Raw genomic sequence first — 17,186 nt, forward strand, 5'->3', positions numbered from 1 at the left:
TCAGAGGTGTTTTTATAACTTTTCACCGACAATCAAATAGGAAGTATTAAAAATGAATTCAACAAACCCATCATTGATCACTTCAAATTCCTCCCCCTCATTTTGCTTTAAATTACTGGTTTCAAAATAAGAAATCACATCAATATAATAAATGCTTCCTTTTGGTCGCCACACTTTAAAACCCGAAGTAATGGCATATGTTTTCCTGGTGGCAGTAAATAATACCAAATCAATCAATGGAATGTAATAACTCAGGTCGATGAGTTTATTTTCTGTTCCTATGATGTTTACCGAAGGGTATTTTTCTGAAATTAAGTAGTTAAGGACTGTATTGAAGTCATCTCCCGGGCCCATGATGGTCTTCGTATTTTCCTGGAAAACATCAGGGTTTTCAACAGGGTTCAATACGATATCAATCTTGAGGCCCAGGCTGTTTATTTTCTCATATTCAGTTGTATTGACAATTAAAGTAGGGCTCCATTCCAATAACTGCCCTAAATATTCTTCATTAAAATCACCTAACTGGTGTATATATAATGCTGGCTCTTGCTTTTCCTTTACGATATGGTGTGATGACATGAAGCTAAAGTATCAATAATTATGATTAATCCAGCTTTTGAATTCGCTTTACTGGTGTTGCAGGCGGCTCTACGCTGGTCTTGTTCAATACGGAAGTGATGCTGGAGATTACCCCGGCAATATCAGACAGGTCAGCAGGAACAATCATCGTGTTATTGGTTTTTGCCAGTTTACCAAACTCACCCAGGTACTGCTCGGCAATGCGCAGGTTAACAGCGTTCATGCCCCCATCCTCATTGATGGATTTAGCAATTTCCCTGATACCGATAGCTGTGGCCACGGCTACCATCTCGATTTCTGAAGCTTTACCACTGGCTTCGTTGATTTTACGTTGCTTTTCACCCTCAGAGCGGGCAATCATTTCTTGCTTATCACCTTCTGCACGGTTAATTTTCGCTTGTTTATCACCTTCAGACTCCGCAATCAGGGCACGTTTTTCCCTTTCAGCACGCATTTGTTTTTCCATCGCATCCCTGATACTTTGTGGCGGAGAGATGTTTTTCACTTCGTAACGGGAAACTTTAATTCCCCAAGGATCGCTGGCCTTATCAACAGCGGCAACAATGGTTCCGTTCACCGTTTCCCTTTCTTCAAAAGTTTTGTCCAGTTCCATTTTACCGATCACACTTCTCATGGTGGTTTGCGAAATTTGTATGACGGCAAACTTATAATTGTCTATTCCATAAGAGGCTTTTTGAGGATCCATTACCTGGAGGTAAAGAATACCATCTACTTCTACTGCAATGTTATCTTTGGTGATACAAATTTGTGGCGCCACATCAATGGCTTGCTCTTTTAGATTTTGCTTGTAGGCAATTTTGTCAATGAAAGGTATTAAAATGTGAAATCCGGCTTCCAGGGTTCGGCTGTACTTACCTAATCTTTCAACAATGAAGGCGGAGCGCTGTGGAACTACTTTAAAAGTAGAAAGAAAGGCGACAAGAAGGAATAACGCTAATAAAATGAGGATAATAGTTGAGGCTGTCATATTCGTTTAGTTGATTTTACAATTAATAAGATGCTGCGTGTCTCTGTAATGATCACGTCTTCTCCAGGTTCAATACTGTCATTAGAAGAAGCATCCCAGGATGCACCTTTAAATTCCACCTTGCCATTCATACCTGGCTCTATGGCTGTTTCTGCCTTTGCAGTTTTGCCAATATATTCATCCTCGAGGATCTGTGGCGCTTTACTATCGACGCCCAATTTACTTTTCAGCCAGTTTCTGAAAAGGAGAACCGTCAGGACAGAGCTGGCTAAAAATACAGCCAGTTGTACATTAAGTGAGATATCCGTGAATAGGGTGAGGATGGCAACAATCCATGCCCCAAGTCCGAAAAAGAACAAAATGAAGCCCGGAAGTATAAATTCGAGCAAGAAAAATAGCAAACCTATGCCAAACCACAGGACTGCACTATTTAAAAGGTCTTCCATTGAAAAAATAAGTTTTGATTTGATGAGCGATTATAATATCTGGTTAAAATAGTAGGTTTATTATATAATAACGTCGTCAATATAAACAATTTACCTGTAAAAACATATTCAATATGTATTACAACCATTATTCAGCGTTAAGTATGTAGAATTTATTTAAAAATCAAAAAGTGATGACTAGCTTTGGGTTTGTCAACAAAATTTAAAACAAAATTGATAATGAAATTTACAAAAACTCTTTTATTACCTGCCCTAATGGGAGTGATGTCTTTAACGATGTATTCGTGCAAAACAAAAAAAGTTGTGGCTAAACCAGCAGCGCCTGTAGCACAAACGCCGGCACCAGCTCCAGCACCTGCACCGGCACCAGCCCCTGTACAGCCAGCTGCACCTGCCCCGGTTGCAAAACCAGATTATAACTTCAGCAATGTGTTGTTTGAATTTAACTCTGCGGTGTTGAAAACAGAATCATTTGCTACTTTAGAAAAAGCAGCAGCTGAGATGAAAAAAGATGAAAGTGTAAAATTCATTTTAAACGGTCACTCTTCAGCAGAAGGAACACCAGAACATAATATGTCTTTATCTATTGACCGTGCAAATTCAGTGAAATCATTTTTAGTGAACGCTGGAATTGATGCCTCCAACTTTGACATCAAAGGTTTTGGCGTGAAGGTACCAGCAGCGTCAAATGATACCGAAGAAGGAAAAGCCCTGAACAGAAGGGTAGAAATTAAAGTTAAAAACTAATGAAATCAGGCTGTATCAAATTAATGATACAGCCTGTATTTTATTTATCAGCAACTTTATAAACGTTAAACTTACTATTTCTAATGGGCTGTCCTTTAATTAAAAGGCGCTCACCTTTATTGTCCCGTGTATGTTTGATGTTAAAAGGCGTTTCACTTTTCTCAAATGCATCAAAAGCAATTTTCAAACGGTCTATAAAAGTATCTGCATCAACTCTCCATTTTTTATCCTGGTACCAAAAGTAAGCGGTAACATTTCGCGTAGATCCAGCTAATTTACCGTCTAACCGACGGAAAGCAGGATTTTCTTGTTTAAGTGGGAGAACCGCTTTAAGGTAAAATTCCTTAAAATCTTTATATTCAGGGATCGTATTTATTTCACTCATATTAAATTTTTGCGCAATTTAATGAATTTCGGTTGGGAAAAACTTCAAAAGAAAGCTTTTTCATCATTATATATAACTAATATTTCAGCTGCTGACAGCGGCTGTTCATATATCTTAACTTTATCGATTTTACCGTGAAAGACTCTTTCAGAGGGAAATTCCTCATTTCTACCAATCTGCCATTGGCTAGCTACAGAGAGATTAACGACACCATCAACAATGGAACTCCCAGCGAGCTGCCCATTGATGTAAACAGATAGCACATTGCCTTTGCAGACACCCGTGATGTGGTGCCATTTCTTTTTCCAATCTGCAGGAAGGTCCACAGTACAATCGCCTCTTCCCCAGCCACCGGCAAAGAAAGTGAGTGTTTTATTATTTCCGGTTTGTAAAACATGGCTATCCCCTTTAGTGAATAGATCTATTAATCCGGTTTCATCAGCATCTGGATTAACCCAGGCCATCATGGTTATATTTTCTTCCATCTTGTCCAAGCTCGCTGATTTAGGAATTTCAATGTAACAACTGTCACCTAATAAGATTTCTTTTCCAGTAGCCATCCTTGACACTGCACCTTTAATCATACCATGATTTCCAAAACCAGAGCGGTCAGTAATTCGCATCCCATCTATCGCCCCTGTAAAGTCAAGATCCATCAATAATGATTCTGTTGCGGCACCGTAAACTTTATATTTCATTTGAAGGTGATCAACTTTTATCGTCTTCAAACCAGTTTTACCTGCATTAAAGGTTTTACTAACCGCTTTTTGTTCTCCTGGCAATAAGCTAATGATGGTGGTGAAGATAACGGTATCATTAACGGCTACTGGAATGCTAAATTCCTGGGTTTTCCCCGTCACATTTTTAATATTAAAGACTATCTGCTGCTTGTTATTGATGAGTACAACAGGTTTTACCATCAATCCAGTTATGTGAAAAGGTTGCGCAACTGGCTTTGAAGATGGGCTGACCTTCACTTTAGTGCCTACTGAAGCATTGATACCAATAGTAACTTCCCCAAGATGATATAACCGGGAGCTGATGGAATCGGTGAGGGTAGAACCTTCCTGCACAAGGAAACTCCTGGAAAGCCATGGTCTTCCGTTTGCGAATACCGTAACTTTTTTTGTTCCCAGGCTACCGGTATTTTTCAACTTAAAACGCACCCAAAATTCTTCATTGGGCTCAACCTTATTTTTGCTAATCGCATATTCAAGAATTTCTGTGTGAACTGTTGATTTAGTTTCAGATAAGGCTAACGGATCTCTGTCCTTCGGCCAAGTCTGCAATGAATCCTTACTTAACGTATATTCCATGATTCCACCCTTCATTAACAATTCATGAGAGATAGCTAACTGCTCAAATGGTTGGTTATTTACCGTTAATGATTTTATGTATTTATTCTCTGGAGATTGATTCTGCGCCTTAATGGTAAGGGTTTTTTGATTGCCCAGGTGAAGCTTAACAGATGAAAATAAGGGTGCACTTATAGCATAAAACGGATTCCCGGGACTAACCGGAAAAATACCCATTGCGTTAAATAAATATGCGCTGGACATAGACCCTAAATCATCATTACCAGGTAGGCCCCCAGGGCTGTCTGCGTATCTGTTGAGCATAATCTCCCTATTCCACTTTTGTGTAAGGTGGGGATAACCAGCTGCATTGAAAAGGTAGGGTAAATGGATCACTGTTTCGTTATCATATAAGATAACATTATTTGTCATTGCAGCATCCAGCCTGCTTGAAAAGGCTGTATTGCCACCTAGAAGATTAACCAGATCCTTAGCATTATGAGGTACAAAATATGTATAAATCCATTTATCACCTTCTTTGTAGCCGTTCATTTCCGGATTTAACTTAAATTCCTTGTCTTTTCTTGGCAGCATGAACAGTTCCTCTGCATGAAACAGGTTCCGGTAATTTAACCCTCGTTTTTGGAGAAGCTGGTAATCCTGTTCATTTTTCATGACCAGTTTAGCATACCGGGATAAAGCCCAGTCGTTATAGGCATACTCCATTGTTCTGGTTACTGATTCTGAGTTGGAAAATGGAACATAGCCCAGCTGATGGTAGACTTCTAAATCATGCTGCACAAATGGTCTTTCCATGATGTTCTTCTTCATCGCTGTATAGGCCAATACAGAATCATAACCTGTAATTCCTTTAAGGTAGGCATCTACAATAATGGCAACAGCATGATTACCTGTCATAGACTCCGTAGGCAAATGGCCGGTTTGCTGATAAACATTCAGCATGGAAACTATTACATCTTTTTGCTTTTCCGGATATAGTATACTCAGCAGGGGGTGCAGGGAACGAAAAGTATCCCAAGGCGAAAATGCACCATATTCATATTTTCCGGTGGCTTGATAGATGATCCCATCAGCACCTTTATACTTGCCGTCAACATCAGAAACCACCCAGGGCACCAACAGAGAATGGTATAAAGCAGTATAAAAAACCGTTTTGTTGTCATCCGCAAAATCTGCAACTTCAATAACAGCGAGCTCTTTGCTCCAGCTTTCCAGACTTCGTTTCCTGTAGAGTTCAAAATTTAGCTTTTCAAATGCAGCATCAATATTACGTTGTGCGCCAGAAAAACTTACGGTCGATGTACTTATTTTAAGTTCTATAATCTTCGCTTCATTTTCTCCAGGCCTGAAAGTTAACAGATATCCACCTTTAACCATTTTTTTCTCGAGGAAATCATCGCTGATATTAATCACCGTATTGGCCTTAGTGCCATGTAACACATGCTTACCGATAATAGTTATCTCCCCCATATCCCCCACAAAAATCTGAGGTGTTACTTTTGCTGGAAAAGTAAATTTTAGTATGCCGGAACGCACATCCGCACTAGCCTCAGCAATCGTCATATCATCTTTAAAGATGACCCTATAATACCCTGGCTCTGCCTTTTCATCCTGATGTGAAAATTGTCTTTTATATTTCCCGGCTTCAAAGGCTTGTCCGTGTTTCACCGGCATGATAAATACATGTCCGGCGGAACCTTCCGGAAAACCACTCATGTGTTTGATACAGCTAAAATAATAAATCGCATTATCCGTGTAATCATAGCCCTTAGCACCCGTTGTACGTGTTTCCGGACTGATCTGTATATTTCCTGAAGGCGCTACCGCACCCGGATAAGTCCCCCCGTTACCGCCCCACCTCGTGATCACACTACTTTTCGTTGTCCCTATGAAAGGGTTGACATACTGAACATTCGATTTTAACTGTGCAAATAGAGAAGTTCCGCAGCTGAGGAGTAAAATACAGGTAATAAATCTTCTAATTCGGTTGTTATTTTGATCCCTCATTTTTTAAATCTTGATATAGATTTTTCTTTTATCCATCATATAACCCACAACCCAACAAAGCATCATAAAACTAACTGCAAAAACGAGTGTTCCAAAGGCTCCTGGAAAAATATGCTGATACAATATCTGGTTAATCCAGTGATGAAAGCTTAATTGCGGTTTTACCCAAATTAACTGGATAGTTACAAAAAACAATTCAGACAAAAGATAGATAGCGATTGAATTCTTGCCGAAAACAAGGAAAAAGTTATTACCCCATTTAACATTTTTTAGTTCGATGCTATACAATAGCATTCCCAATATCATCAGATCCAGTCCAATCGTCAGCAAGGCAAATGGACTAGTCCATAATTTCTTGGATATGGGAAAGAATTGTCCCCAGAATAAAGCTATTGCAATCAGTATTGCCCCAAACATCAGAAGTTTGGCTACAGCTTCATAATTCTTACCTTTCTTTTGAATAAAGACTCCGGCAAGATAACCACCGATTACATTCACCATACCAGTTAAAGTACTTAAAAGTCCTTCCGGGTCAAAAGCAATAAGGCCGCCACGATCATGATACAAATGAGCATCACCAAAGACTAAAAGATCAAGCTTTGTACCAGCATTACCCAGCATGGTATACTCTAATCCCTTCTCTCCAAACAGCAAAAGCAATGCCCAGTAACCCAATAAAAGAACTACGGAAATAAGTACAGTTACTTTCCAGGAACAGTAGTGAACAATTAGCGAAACAAAAAAGTAACATAAAGCTATGCGCTGTAAAACACCCATGATTCGTGTATTGCTGATCGCATTAAAAACCCAGGCACCTTGCTCTCTGTGCATGAAAGGAAACCAGTACATCAAATAGCCTAGGAGAAAGATTATAATAGTTCGCTTAAAGACTTTCAATAAAAAGGAATTACTTGTCTCGAATTTTTCCTTTGAAAAACTCAATGCATTGCCCACAGCAAAAAGAAAGGATGGGAATACAAGGTCTGTGGGCGTAAAACCAAACCATGCCGCATGATCCAATGGTGCCCATTGGACAGCTCCGGAACCTGGAGAATTGACAATAATCATGAAACAGATCGTCATACCCCTGAAGATGTCAAGTGTAGTGAACCTGCTGTTGGATAATTGATTATTTATGTTGAATACCTTAACCGGATTATTTTGCATGTTTCCCCTTTATAATTAGGCCATTAATATTTTATATGATTGAAGCAATATTCAAATGTCTCGCCTTGACTCATCATGGCTTTCATTCGTTTGATTAAACCGCGGAAATCTTAAAAGAATTTAATCAGGCTGTATCCTGATAGAGATACAGCCTGATTAAGAGATCAAACTCTTAAAAGTTTGGGTTTTGAACCAATACACCACCAGATTTATCAATTTCAACCTGAGGAATTGGATAATAATAATGTTTAGGCCTGATGAAAGTCACATTTTTTGACTGGTCCACCGGAGCCTTAGATACCGAAAGGTTATAGATCATCGCAATGTCTACAATCTTTGCTTTATCCCAGCGCATTAAGTCCTGGTGCCTTTCACCTTCACCAGCAAGTTCTACACGTCTTTCATGAATGAGCTCTTTCATACCCGCATTCACTACTGGAGGTAACAAAGTTGATGCCCGGCGACGAACCTGATTGATCAAATTATCTCCAGCACCTGCACCCAGGGTACGAATTTTTGCTTCTGCAACCAATAAATAGATATCTGAAGAACGCATCAATGGAACAGCATAATTGCGATCAACACCATTACCTTCGCTTGAGCCAAATGGGTAGAAAACTGCATATTTACGAAAAGCAAAACCTGTGGAAGACAAATCAGAAGTGAATGTTTGATCTGCAACACCATCTCCTATATTGATCTTATCGCCTATGCTTAAAAGCGTAGCAGCCTTACGCGGGTCATTTGCTTCAAATTCATTAGCTAATCCTCGTAAAGGCTGACTGAACCCATAACCGCCCCATGCTCTTGGAATGTAATAAATAGTGTAATCATTCTCCAGCACGTTCTGTAAACCCTGAACAGAGAATAATACCTCTGTGCTGGTTTCGTTAGCACGGGTAAAATTTTGCTGGTAAGTAGCCGCCAGTGCATAATTGCTATTATTAATCAATTGTTCACCCGTTGCAATTGCCTCAGGTAGTTTCTCCCAATACATGTATAACTTAGTCAATAACCCTAATGCAGTACCTTTACTTACGCGGCCCCGATCTGAAGAACCATAAGATTCAGGCAACATCGCTACTGCTTTTAACAAATCTGCTTCAATTTGTTTACGCACTTCCTCTATGGTAGCTTTTGGTTTGTTAAAATTGTTACCCGCAAAATCTTCATCGGTAATAATGGGCACATCCCCATAAATCAACATTAAACGCCAGTAACCAAAGGCCCTAAAAAAATGTGCCTCACCCATGCTGCGTGTTTTTATTGTTGCGGTAATATCGGTGATGTTTGGAATATTAATAATGGCATTGGTTGCCCGGTTTACGGTTTCATATTTATAGGTCCAGCTAAACCTTACCTGAGCATTGGAAGCATCGTAAGTTAAATTTTCGATCGATTCATCTTCTGAATGATCCCCTGAACGCCAATAATCATCTGATGCCACATCAAATGTGGTTTCAGCATGACTGATATAGTCTTCCTGCTCAAGTAAACTATAAATCCCTGAAACAGCATTTACAGCATCTGTTTCATTTTTAAAATAATTGTCTGAATTGTAAACACCTTTCTGATCAAGATCAAGGTTCTTGGTGCATGCAGTAGTTAACAGCACAGCAAGCAAGAGTATATGTAAAGTTATTTTCGATTTCATCGTATTATAATTTAAGGGTTAAACCAAACGTGAATGTTCGTACAGAAGGATACTGGGCCACATCAACACCTCTTTGTCGGTTGCCATTTGTATACCCTAATTCTGGTGTATAACCAGAGTAATCAGTGAGCATAAAAACATTTTGGCCAGTCATATAGATTCTAAGACTACTAAAAGTCGCTTTATTGATCAGTGAAGCTGGCAAAGTATAACCCAATGTAACATTCTTCAAATTCAAATAATTGCCACTTTCCACAAACAAGTCAGATGTACGATAATTATCGTTTGCACGATCTAAAGACATTCTAGGAATAGAATTACTGGTACCTTGTCCGGTCCACCTGTCGAGTGTTTCTGCGTATAAGTTGAATGAATAGGTTGGGTCTATACCTTGCATCCTGTCTGCATTATACAAGCTTACGCCAAACACGCCTGTTAAATTCGCTGAAAGGTCAAAATTTTGGTAAGACAAACTCCCTTGTAAACCTACAGTAGCCTTAGGATTTGGATTTCCAAGATATGTCCTGTCTTTGCCGTCAATTAAACCATCTCCGTTAACATCTAGAAAACGTACATCACCTGGCTTGATAGCGCTTTTACGAGAATCATTAGCCAGGGCTGGGTCGCTATCAATTTCCGATTGTACCTGATACAATCCATTTGTTTTCCATCCATAGAAAGAAGCAATAGGCTGACCTTCGTAAGTTCTTGAAATTTCCTGACTTGAGCGACCGTAAACAGTAGATGGAATGTATGCATTTTCTCCATAAAGCTTAGTAACTTCATTCTTAATGAAAGAGGCATTCGCCCCAAATGAATACTTAATTTTATCGCCAGACTGGTAATTAACTTCAGCTTCGATACCATGATTGTTCATGTTGCCAACATTTATATCAGCAGGAAGAAGTAAGCCTGCAGTTCCAACTTGCACAGATGGAACAAGCATATCTTTGGTATTTTTATCAAAATAGGTAATTGTTGTATTCAGTTTGTTATCAAGGAAACCTGCTTCTACACTGATATTGGTCATGGCAGCTCTTTCCCAGGTAATGTCTGGATTGGAAGTTTTTGTAATCGCTGCTCCGTTATAACCAGCACCACCAAAGGTATAACCATTTGTACGGTAAGTATTACCCACAACGATCGAACTTACATATTGAAAAGGATTCACGTTCTGGTTACCCAATTCTCCCCATCCACCACTCACCTTCAGGTTACTAATCCATTTGATGTCTTTCATGAAACTCTCATTAGACAATCTCCAACCTAGAGAGAAAGCGGGAAAATAACCCCATTGATTTCCTTTAGCAAATCTAGATGATCCGTCGGCCCTAAAAGTTAGTGTAGCCAGAAACCTTCCGTCATAGTCGTAAAACCCCCTGGCAAAAACAGATTCTAATGCAGTAGGATCGTCATCAGTACCTGCAGCGGTTAGCAGTGAATTACCCTGATTCAACACACGCTGATCGAAGGCGGTATTATCAAAACCAATCCTTGCTGCAGCGAAATTACTGCCCTGAAAATTTTGTTTAGAGTATCCCCCAGTTAGTGTCACATGACTTTTGCTAAACACTTTATCATAAGTAAGAAACAAGTCAAGTAAATTGGAATAGCCTTCAGCTTCCGATTGGGTTAACCTGGAATTGTTGTTTTGCCTTGCCTGGTTTACATCTAATGCATTAAATGAATAACCCCTGGTGATCGTTCCGTCAAATCCATAGTTGGCACGAAACTTCAAGTCCTTGAAAATATTTACTTCAGCAAATACATTGGCAATAACCCTGTATTTACGGTTAAAGGCATCTGCCTGCTCTATGGTCGAAAATGGATTATTGATGTCTCCGAGCTGATTTGCAAAAGCCCTGGAAGTTCCAAATGTACCATCATCATTCACCGTAGGAATAGCCGGATTAAAACGTAACGCGGAAAAGATCAACCCTGCCTGAGAATCATTGTTATTGAATCCATTGCTTTCACTAAATGTGCCCTGAACATTCTCGCCAACTTTTAACCAGCTTTTGATTTTATGTTCTGAATTGATCCGCGAACTGAAACGTTTGAATTTTGTTTTATCAATAACACCTTTTTCATCATACATTGATGTTGAGAAGTAAAAGGATGACGCCTCGTTTCCTCCCTGAATATTGACATCACCACTAGTTACATTACCTGTACCCATAATGGCTTTTTGCCAATCAGTGCGCTGTGTAGCATAATATGAATCGTCCCATGGTGCCTCGATGTCAGATCCATCGTTTGTATATCTTTCTCTTTTAAGGGTATATAAAGAAGGTGCAGACAGTAGGTCAAGGTAACGTGTGGTGTTGGAAAAACCAGAATACGCATTAACAGAGGTAGAAAGCTTCTGACTGAAAGTCCCTTTTTTGGTTGTTATCAAAACTACGCCGTTAGCTGCACGTGTACCATAAATTGCACTTGAAGAAGCGTCTTTTAATATCTCAACAGAAGCGATATCATTAGGGTTTACATCATTCAACGCATCTGGATTACTTGATGGAACCCCATCAATAACCACAAGGGGATTGGCATCATTAATAGTACCTGTACCACGGATCCTGATGCTTGGAGCAGCACCTGGAGAGCCGTCATTACGAACAATATTTACACCACTTGCACGACCATCCAAAGCCTGGGCGACAGTGCTGACTGGTAAATTTTGAATATCAGCTCCTTTCACGCTAGCAATGGAACCGGTAACGTCAATCTTTTTAGTCGTTCCATAACCCACTACTACAACTTCATTCAAATTCGCATTCGTTTCGATCAGGGTTACAGTAATATTTTGCTGGCCGTTAATTGGAACCAGTTTCTTCTCGTAGCCTACATAACTTAGTTCTAGTGTACCATTTGCCGGGGCATTAATGGCAAACTCTCCATCAACATTTGTAACGGAACCAATATTAGTGCCCTGGAGTTTAACACTTACGCCAATAAGTGTTTCGCCTTTTGCATCAATGACTTTACCTTTTACAATGGACTGGGCAACCTTAGCCCGAGAAGAAACATTTGCAGATACTTGCAAGCAGGTTGCCATGGTTAATAAAAGCGCTGCTTTCATAACCAAAAGGATTTTTAACGACGGGAGCGCATGGAGAAATGCAAAAGCCTTCCTTTTATTTTTCATTAGTTTATGATTTGGTTTTTAGGTGATGAAGCTATCACGAGTAGCGTGCTGCTTCTATAATTTGAATCCGTATTAAATAAGTGTCAACTTATTCATTATCAAGCAGGATTCAGGAATCTGAAAAGTAAATTTTTTCCATGGGTTCATGTTTAGGTTAAATGGTCGTAAATTTTAGTTGATTGCTTAAAAAATTGATGAGTAGCGTTTATAATTTTTAACTTTTTTATATAGGAAGGTTATGGTATAAATCACAACCATCATCGGCTGATTGAACTTATAAAATACGCATAATGGACCTTTGAGCAGGAGATCTGATATTATTTAAAGAAAACATCGAACATGGAATCTATTTGATAGTATTTCACTCCTGCGGCTTTTAGCTGTTTAGCAAGGATACCTGCTTTTCCCAAAACATCTTTTGTTTTGATCCCCCATGCGTTGATGGTCCCAACAGCCAAAATCTTGTGTTTACTGGCCCAATCGGCGTCATGGTTAGTGATGTTGCCTGCAAACAATAAATAATGATCTGGATTAAAACCTGGCTGTAACATATTTACTTCAAGTTGTTCCCTGGTGCAGGTCAGTTTTACTTTTCCTGTAAAGAAGGCGGTAGACTCATCCGTTCCAATCATCATGGCATGTTTTAACCGGTCATATCTTTTTAAAAGATCAACTACTTTCGTAAACAATACAGTATCATTTCCTTGAATTTTATTATCAACCATCACTTCAATACCGTTCTTTTCACTTAGCCGTAATGCATCTTCAAAGGTCAGGACTTTATTACCAAGACTTCCTTCCAGCTTCTTAATATCAGCCCAGTTCATTGCCGTTACGGCCGAATCAACTCCATAATACCGTTTAAAATTACGATCATGATGTATGATTAATACGCTGTCCCGTGTTAATCGCAAATCAATTTCTACCATCCAATACCTCCTTTGTGCCGCCTTTGTTAATGCTAAAGCGCTGTTTTCAGCAGTCACACTATCCACAACTCCTCCACGGTGTGCGATTAAAAAATATTCCTTTTTTATCTCACGGTCCATTTGCTGACCATAAAGGGGTTCAGTAGAGCATAACACCAACAAAACCAATACTTTTTCAAAAAATTTCTTCATTAATCAATGATCTAAAAATTTTAATTATTCTATTGTTATTTAAGCTACAAGGGTATTGGTTAATAATAAATCGATTTAGTAAAAATTACTCAAAATATCTTATGCTACATTAATGCCTATAAACCAACAAAATACTTTGGGAGGATCTTAGAGATTGATTTTAAAGTTATATAATTATTATCCAATAGTAAAGATAATTTATTAAAATCTCTTAAAATTCTGCGCCTAAATTTAATTAAGGTTAATAAATAGTGTGTATTTTATAAAAAACATGAAAAATGTTAGATAACACAAGTGTAATTCAACTGAGCATAAACCTCAAATTAATGGATATAACAGCAATTATGACCTATTTAAGGCAAGTAGTTTTTTATCGGAAGGAGGATACCGACAGATTAAGAAATTTAATAAACTTATAATAATTACTTAATAAACCGCAGCTTTAACAACAACGTCTTTAACAGCCCAGGCTTCTTTCAGTTTAGGCCTGATATTGGCTAAAGCCATCTTGTTATTCGTATTTAAATAAGCTTGTTTTAACCCAGTTAAGGACCAGCCGTTATTCGCAGTAACCGCCAAATCTTCTTTAAATACAGCGATAGCCTTTTCATTTTCTCCGGCCTTAAGGAGCGCGTTACCCAAATATTGTCTTGAAGGCAATAACCAGGAACGAGGTTCAATATAAATCAGACTATCCTCAGCTCCAACAGCCTGGCTATACAAATTTATAGCTTCATCATATCGCTGCTGGTCCTCCGCCATAGCCCCTTTAAGTATGAAGCTGGCCACGACAAGCACATCATAGGGAGCACTGAAATTATCAAGGTTAAGTGTTAAAGTTTGGTCCTTCATTTTCTCTTCCAGTGCTTGTAGTTCCAATGCCGCTGCTGCTGGGTTATTCAGTCTGCTATAAGCCATCCCTCGGGCAAAAAGCTGCAATGCATTTACATACGGAAGTGTATCAATTACAGGCATTTTCAAAATAGCGCCCCACTTTCCAAACCGCACCTTGGTTATAATAGGCTGTGCATACAATTCCTGCATATAATTGCCATCTCCACTTTTCATCGCTAAAAACGCTGGCGGTATCAGACTTTGAATGGTATCAGCCGTTGCCGCAGCAATTCTGTAATTACCCGCCATTTGCGCACAGTTGTTTTTTAGGTGAATATTGTGAACCTGGTATAAGCCAAAGCCATCCATTACCGGTGCATAGGCTTTCAGGTATTGTTTAAATCCGGCAACAGCCAGATTATTTACCCGCATACCTTTTTGAAAATTACCGGTGCGGACATAAATATGTGACGGCATATGGGTAATATGTGACACCAGTGGCATCAATGTATCCAGCACACGGGCACTAGGCAAAGCGGCTTCAGGATTTAAAGAAGCCTCCATCGTATGTATATAGTAGTGGTTTGCACCAGGATGTGAAGGTGCTATAGCCAAAACCTGTTCCAGCACAGAGCGGATTTCCGGTGTCCATGGTTTCGGCTCATGGTCCTGAGTGTATAAATCCCAAGGATGCATCAATAACAAGGCATCCGCATACAGCGCCATCACATCGGCATTATCCTGGTGGCGGTCGTAGGCCATTTTCATGGCATCAGCATAATTCGACCTTAATTGAGGAAGACTAAGAGTGCTGTCTGGCCGGTAACGGTATTCCATTGCCATGATCAAATCTTTCTCTACTTCGGTACAGCCGCCCATTAAGTCACGGCTTTTGACGGCCGCTTCCAATGCCTCGGCAGGGGCTTGATAACTATTGCTATGGTTAATTGTTGGTCCTAAAGCCAGGGCCTTGCCATACCAGGCCATGGCACATTGTGGATCAAAACGCGTTGCTTTTGCGAAGGAGGCAATTGCCTCTATATTATGGAACGCATAATACATGCTTAAACCCTGGTCAAAATAATATTGAGCACTATCTGACTCGGTTGAAATCTTAAAATGGTAATCACCCCAGCCTTTTAAAGCCGGAATTTCCAGAGCGGAATCAGCCGGATTATAAATAGCAGCACAAAATGATGCAGTGCCAGGAAAAGGTATATAATTAGTCGGCGCTTTGTTGCTTTGCTTAGCGTCATTTAAGTAAAACGATGATACCATCACCAGGAGGAACACCGAAATCAGCGCCATTTGTAATTTAAATGGTTTCATTTCTATAATGAATTAAGCCTAAGAAAGTTACGAAATTTTAAGCGAATATTAAATGCTAATTTTCATCTAGGTAATGTTTGTTTATTAGTGGTGATGAAACCACCACAAAGTCCGTTGGTACAACATTTGCGTCAGGTGGGTGTATGGATAATTACATCCTGATCATTACGCTTATTGGTTTTGCGGCATTCGGTATGGTCTGGATGCCCGCTTTCACTAAGCATACAGGCATCTCCTATTCCACCGTTTATACTTTGGCCGGTGTAATTATTTATAGTTTGTTTCCAACGGTATTGCCAGATCCAGATCCCGCCTCAAAAGGTGAGTTAATTTTGCGCTTTAGCGAGATGGTGGTCATTATTTCCTTAATGGGAACAGGAATCAAGATTGATAGGGCTTTTTCTTTTAAAAATTGGACCTCCCCCATCAGATTGATTATGATTGGAATGGTCCTGACCATTGCAGGGACTGCCTTTCTGGGTTATACACTTCTGGGTTTAAGTCTTGCCGCTACATTTTTATTAGGTGCTGCATTGGCACCAACAGATCCGGTGCTGGCAGCAGATGTACAGGTGGAACCTCCAAATGTAGGCTTAAAATCAGAAACCAGGTTTGCACTTACCGCAGAAGCGGGATTAAATGATGGCATGGCTTTCCCCTTTACCTGGCTCGCCATTATCCTTGCTCTAATTGCATCAGGAAGTCATGAAAGCTTACTGACCTGGTTTGCTTATGATTTAGTATATAAAATACTTGCCGGCATTGCCATGGGCTATTTAGCCGGAAGAGCGGTCGGTTATTTAATTTTCAGCGTTTCCAGGAAATACAAATTTTTAAAAACAAGGGATGGTTTCCTCGCCATCTCCCTCACCTTATTGGTTTATGGTTTAACAGAAATCATCCATGGCTACGGTTTTGTCGCCGTCTTTATTTGTGCCATCACACTAAGGCATTTTGAAAAAAAAGCAGAATTTCATGACTACCTGCACTCTTTTACAGATCAGGTCGAGCGTCTGTTGCTCGGTGTGTTGCTGATCCTGTTTGGAGGTGCATTGGTGAATGGAATTCTGAATCCCCTGACCTGGAAAATGGTGCTCTTTACGCTGCTCTTTATATTATTGATCAGACCTCTTGCTGCCTATACCAGCCTTATTTCCTGTAATATCCATAAGAAGGAAAAACTGGCCATCAGTTTTTTCGGCATCCGTGGTATTGGATCGATTTTCTACCTCGCGTTCGCCTTTAAAGAGGCTAAATTCGCTGAAGAAAAAGAACTGTGGGCAATTGTCGCCTTCACCATCCTGGTTTCTGTGGTGATCCACGGACTTACTGCTACTCCGGTCATGAAATACCTAAAACACCATATCCCTGAAGAACAAGTCCCCGAGTAGAGTCATTAAAGGCTAAGATTAATTGCTGATACTGCAATTATTTACGAAAAACACTAAATTGGGTGTAAATTGCGTGT

The 17,186-nt window shown here is 39.6% G+C and carries 12 protein-coding genes; 2 read left to right on the top strand and 10 right to left on the bottom strand.

Translation table 11 applies throughout. The features are described 5' to 3' along the window. Positions 1-12 precede the first annotated feature (12 nt). Genes WG905_RS08020 through WG905_RS08030 form a run of 3 tightly spaced genes read right to left on the bottom strand, consistent with a single transcriptional unit; the run spans position 13 to position 2,013 of the window. Complete coding sequence (locus WG905_RS08020) at positions 13-579, bottom strand: thiamine pyrophosphokinase (RefSeq protein WP_339591197.1); 567 nt, start codon at positions 577-579, stop codon at positions 13-15. A 25-nt stretch (positions 580-604) separates the two neighbouring features. Then, complete coding sequence (locus tag WG905_RS08025) at positions 605-1,567, bottom strand: SPFH domain-containing protein (protein ID WP_339591198.1); 963 nt, start codon at positions 1,565-1,567, stop codon at positions 605-607. Then, positions 1,564-2,013 carry an NfeD family protein gene (locus tag WG905_RS08030; RefSeq protein WP_339591199.1) on the bottom strand — a complete coding sequence of 150 codons (450 nt, stop codon included), beginning with the start codon at positions 2,011-2,013 and terminating at the stop codon, positions 1,564-1,566. Before WG905_RS08030 ends, WG905_RS08025 begins: the two co-directional genes overlap by 4 nt. A 219-nt stretch (positions 2,014-2,232) precedes the next feature. On the opposite strand from WG905_RS08030, the gene WG905_RS08035 reads away from it, so the two are divergent. Further along, complete coding sequence (locus WG905_RS08035; protein ID WP_339591200.1) at positions 2,233-2,760, top strand: OmpA family protein; 528 nt, start codon at positions 2,233-2,235, stop codon at positions 2,758-2,760. A 40-nt stretch (positions 2,761-2,800) separates the two neighbouring features. Here WG905_RS08035 and WG905_RS08040 read toward each other — a convergent pair whose 3' ends face one another. The 7 genes from WG905_RS08040 to WG905_RS08070 all read right to left on the bottom strand — a co-directional run bounded on the left by WG905_RS08040 (position 2,801) and on the right by WG905_RS08070 (position 15,718). Then, on the bottom strand, positions 2,801-3,145 hold the full coding sequence (locus WG905_RS08040; protein ID WP_339591201.1) for a hypothetical protein: 345 nt from the start codon (positions 3,143-3,145) through the stop codon (positions 2,801-2,803). A gap of 44 nt (positions 3,146-3,189) precedes the next feature. Further along, positions 3,190-6,468 (bottom strand): GH92 family glycosyl hydrolase, encoded by a 3,279-nt coding sequence (locus WG905_RS08045; RefSeq protein ID WP_339591202.1) that lies wholly within the window; start codon positions 6,466-6,468, stop codon positions 3,190-3,192. A 3-nt stretch (positions 6,469-6,471) separates the two neighbouring features. Continuing rightward, positions 6,472-7,635 (bottom strand): acyltransferase family protein, encoded by a 1,164-nt coding sequence (locus WG905_RS08050; RefSeq protein ID WP_339591203.1) that lies wholly within the window; start codon positions 7,633-7,635, stop codon positions 6,472-6,474. 172 nt (positions 7,636-7,807) lie between these two features. Beyond that, on the bottom strand, positions 7,808-9,289 hold the full coding sequence (locus WG905_RS08055) for a RagB/SusD family nutrient uptake outer membrane protein (protein WP_339591204.1): 1,482 nt from the start codon (positions 9,287-9,289) through the stop codon (positions 7,808-7,810). Between the two features lie 4 nt (positions 9,290-9,293). Further along, the gene (locus WG905_RS08060; protein ID WP_339591205.1) at positions 9,294-12,434 is read right to left on the bottom strand and encodes a SusC/RagA family TonB-linked outer membrane protein; all 3,141 of its coding nucleotides are present in this window, start codon (positions 12,432-12,434) and stop codon (positions 9,294-9,296) included. A gap of 317 nt (positions 12,435-12,751) precedes the next feature. Further along, complete coding sequence (locus tag WG905_RS08065) at positions 12,752-13,555, bottom strand: glycerophosphodiester phosphodiesterase (protein ID WP_339591206.1); 804 nt, start codon at positions 13,553-13,555, stop codon at positions 12,752-12,754. A 426-nt stretch (positions 13,556-13,981) separates the two neighbouring features. Further along, positions 13,982-15,718, bottom strand: coding sequence for a tetratricopeptide repeat protein (locus tag WG905_RS08070; protein ID WP_339591207.1), 1,737 nt, complete (start codon positions 15,716-15,718; stop codon positions 13,982-13,984). A gap of 143 nt (positions 15,719-15,861) precedes the next feature. On the opposite strand from WG905_RS08070, the gene WG905_RS08075 reads away from it, so the two are divergent. Continuing rightward, positions 15,862-17,109 (top strand): cation:proton antiporter, encoded by a 1,248-nt coding sequence (locus WG905_RS08075; RefSeq protein WP_339591208.1) that lies wholly within the window; start codon positions 15,862-15,864, stop codon positions 17,107-17,109. Positions 17,110-17,186: the final 77 nt, after the last annotated feature.

Origin of the sequence: Pedobacter immunditicola (assembly GCF_037482985.1) — a bacterium.
In the GTDB taxonomy this organism is placed as follows: domain Bacteria; phylum Bacteroidota; class Bacteroidia; order Sphingobacteriales; family Sphingobacteriaceae; genus Pedobacter; species Pedobacter immunditicola.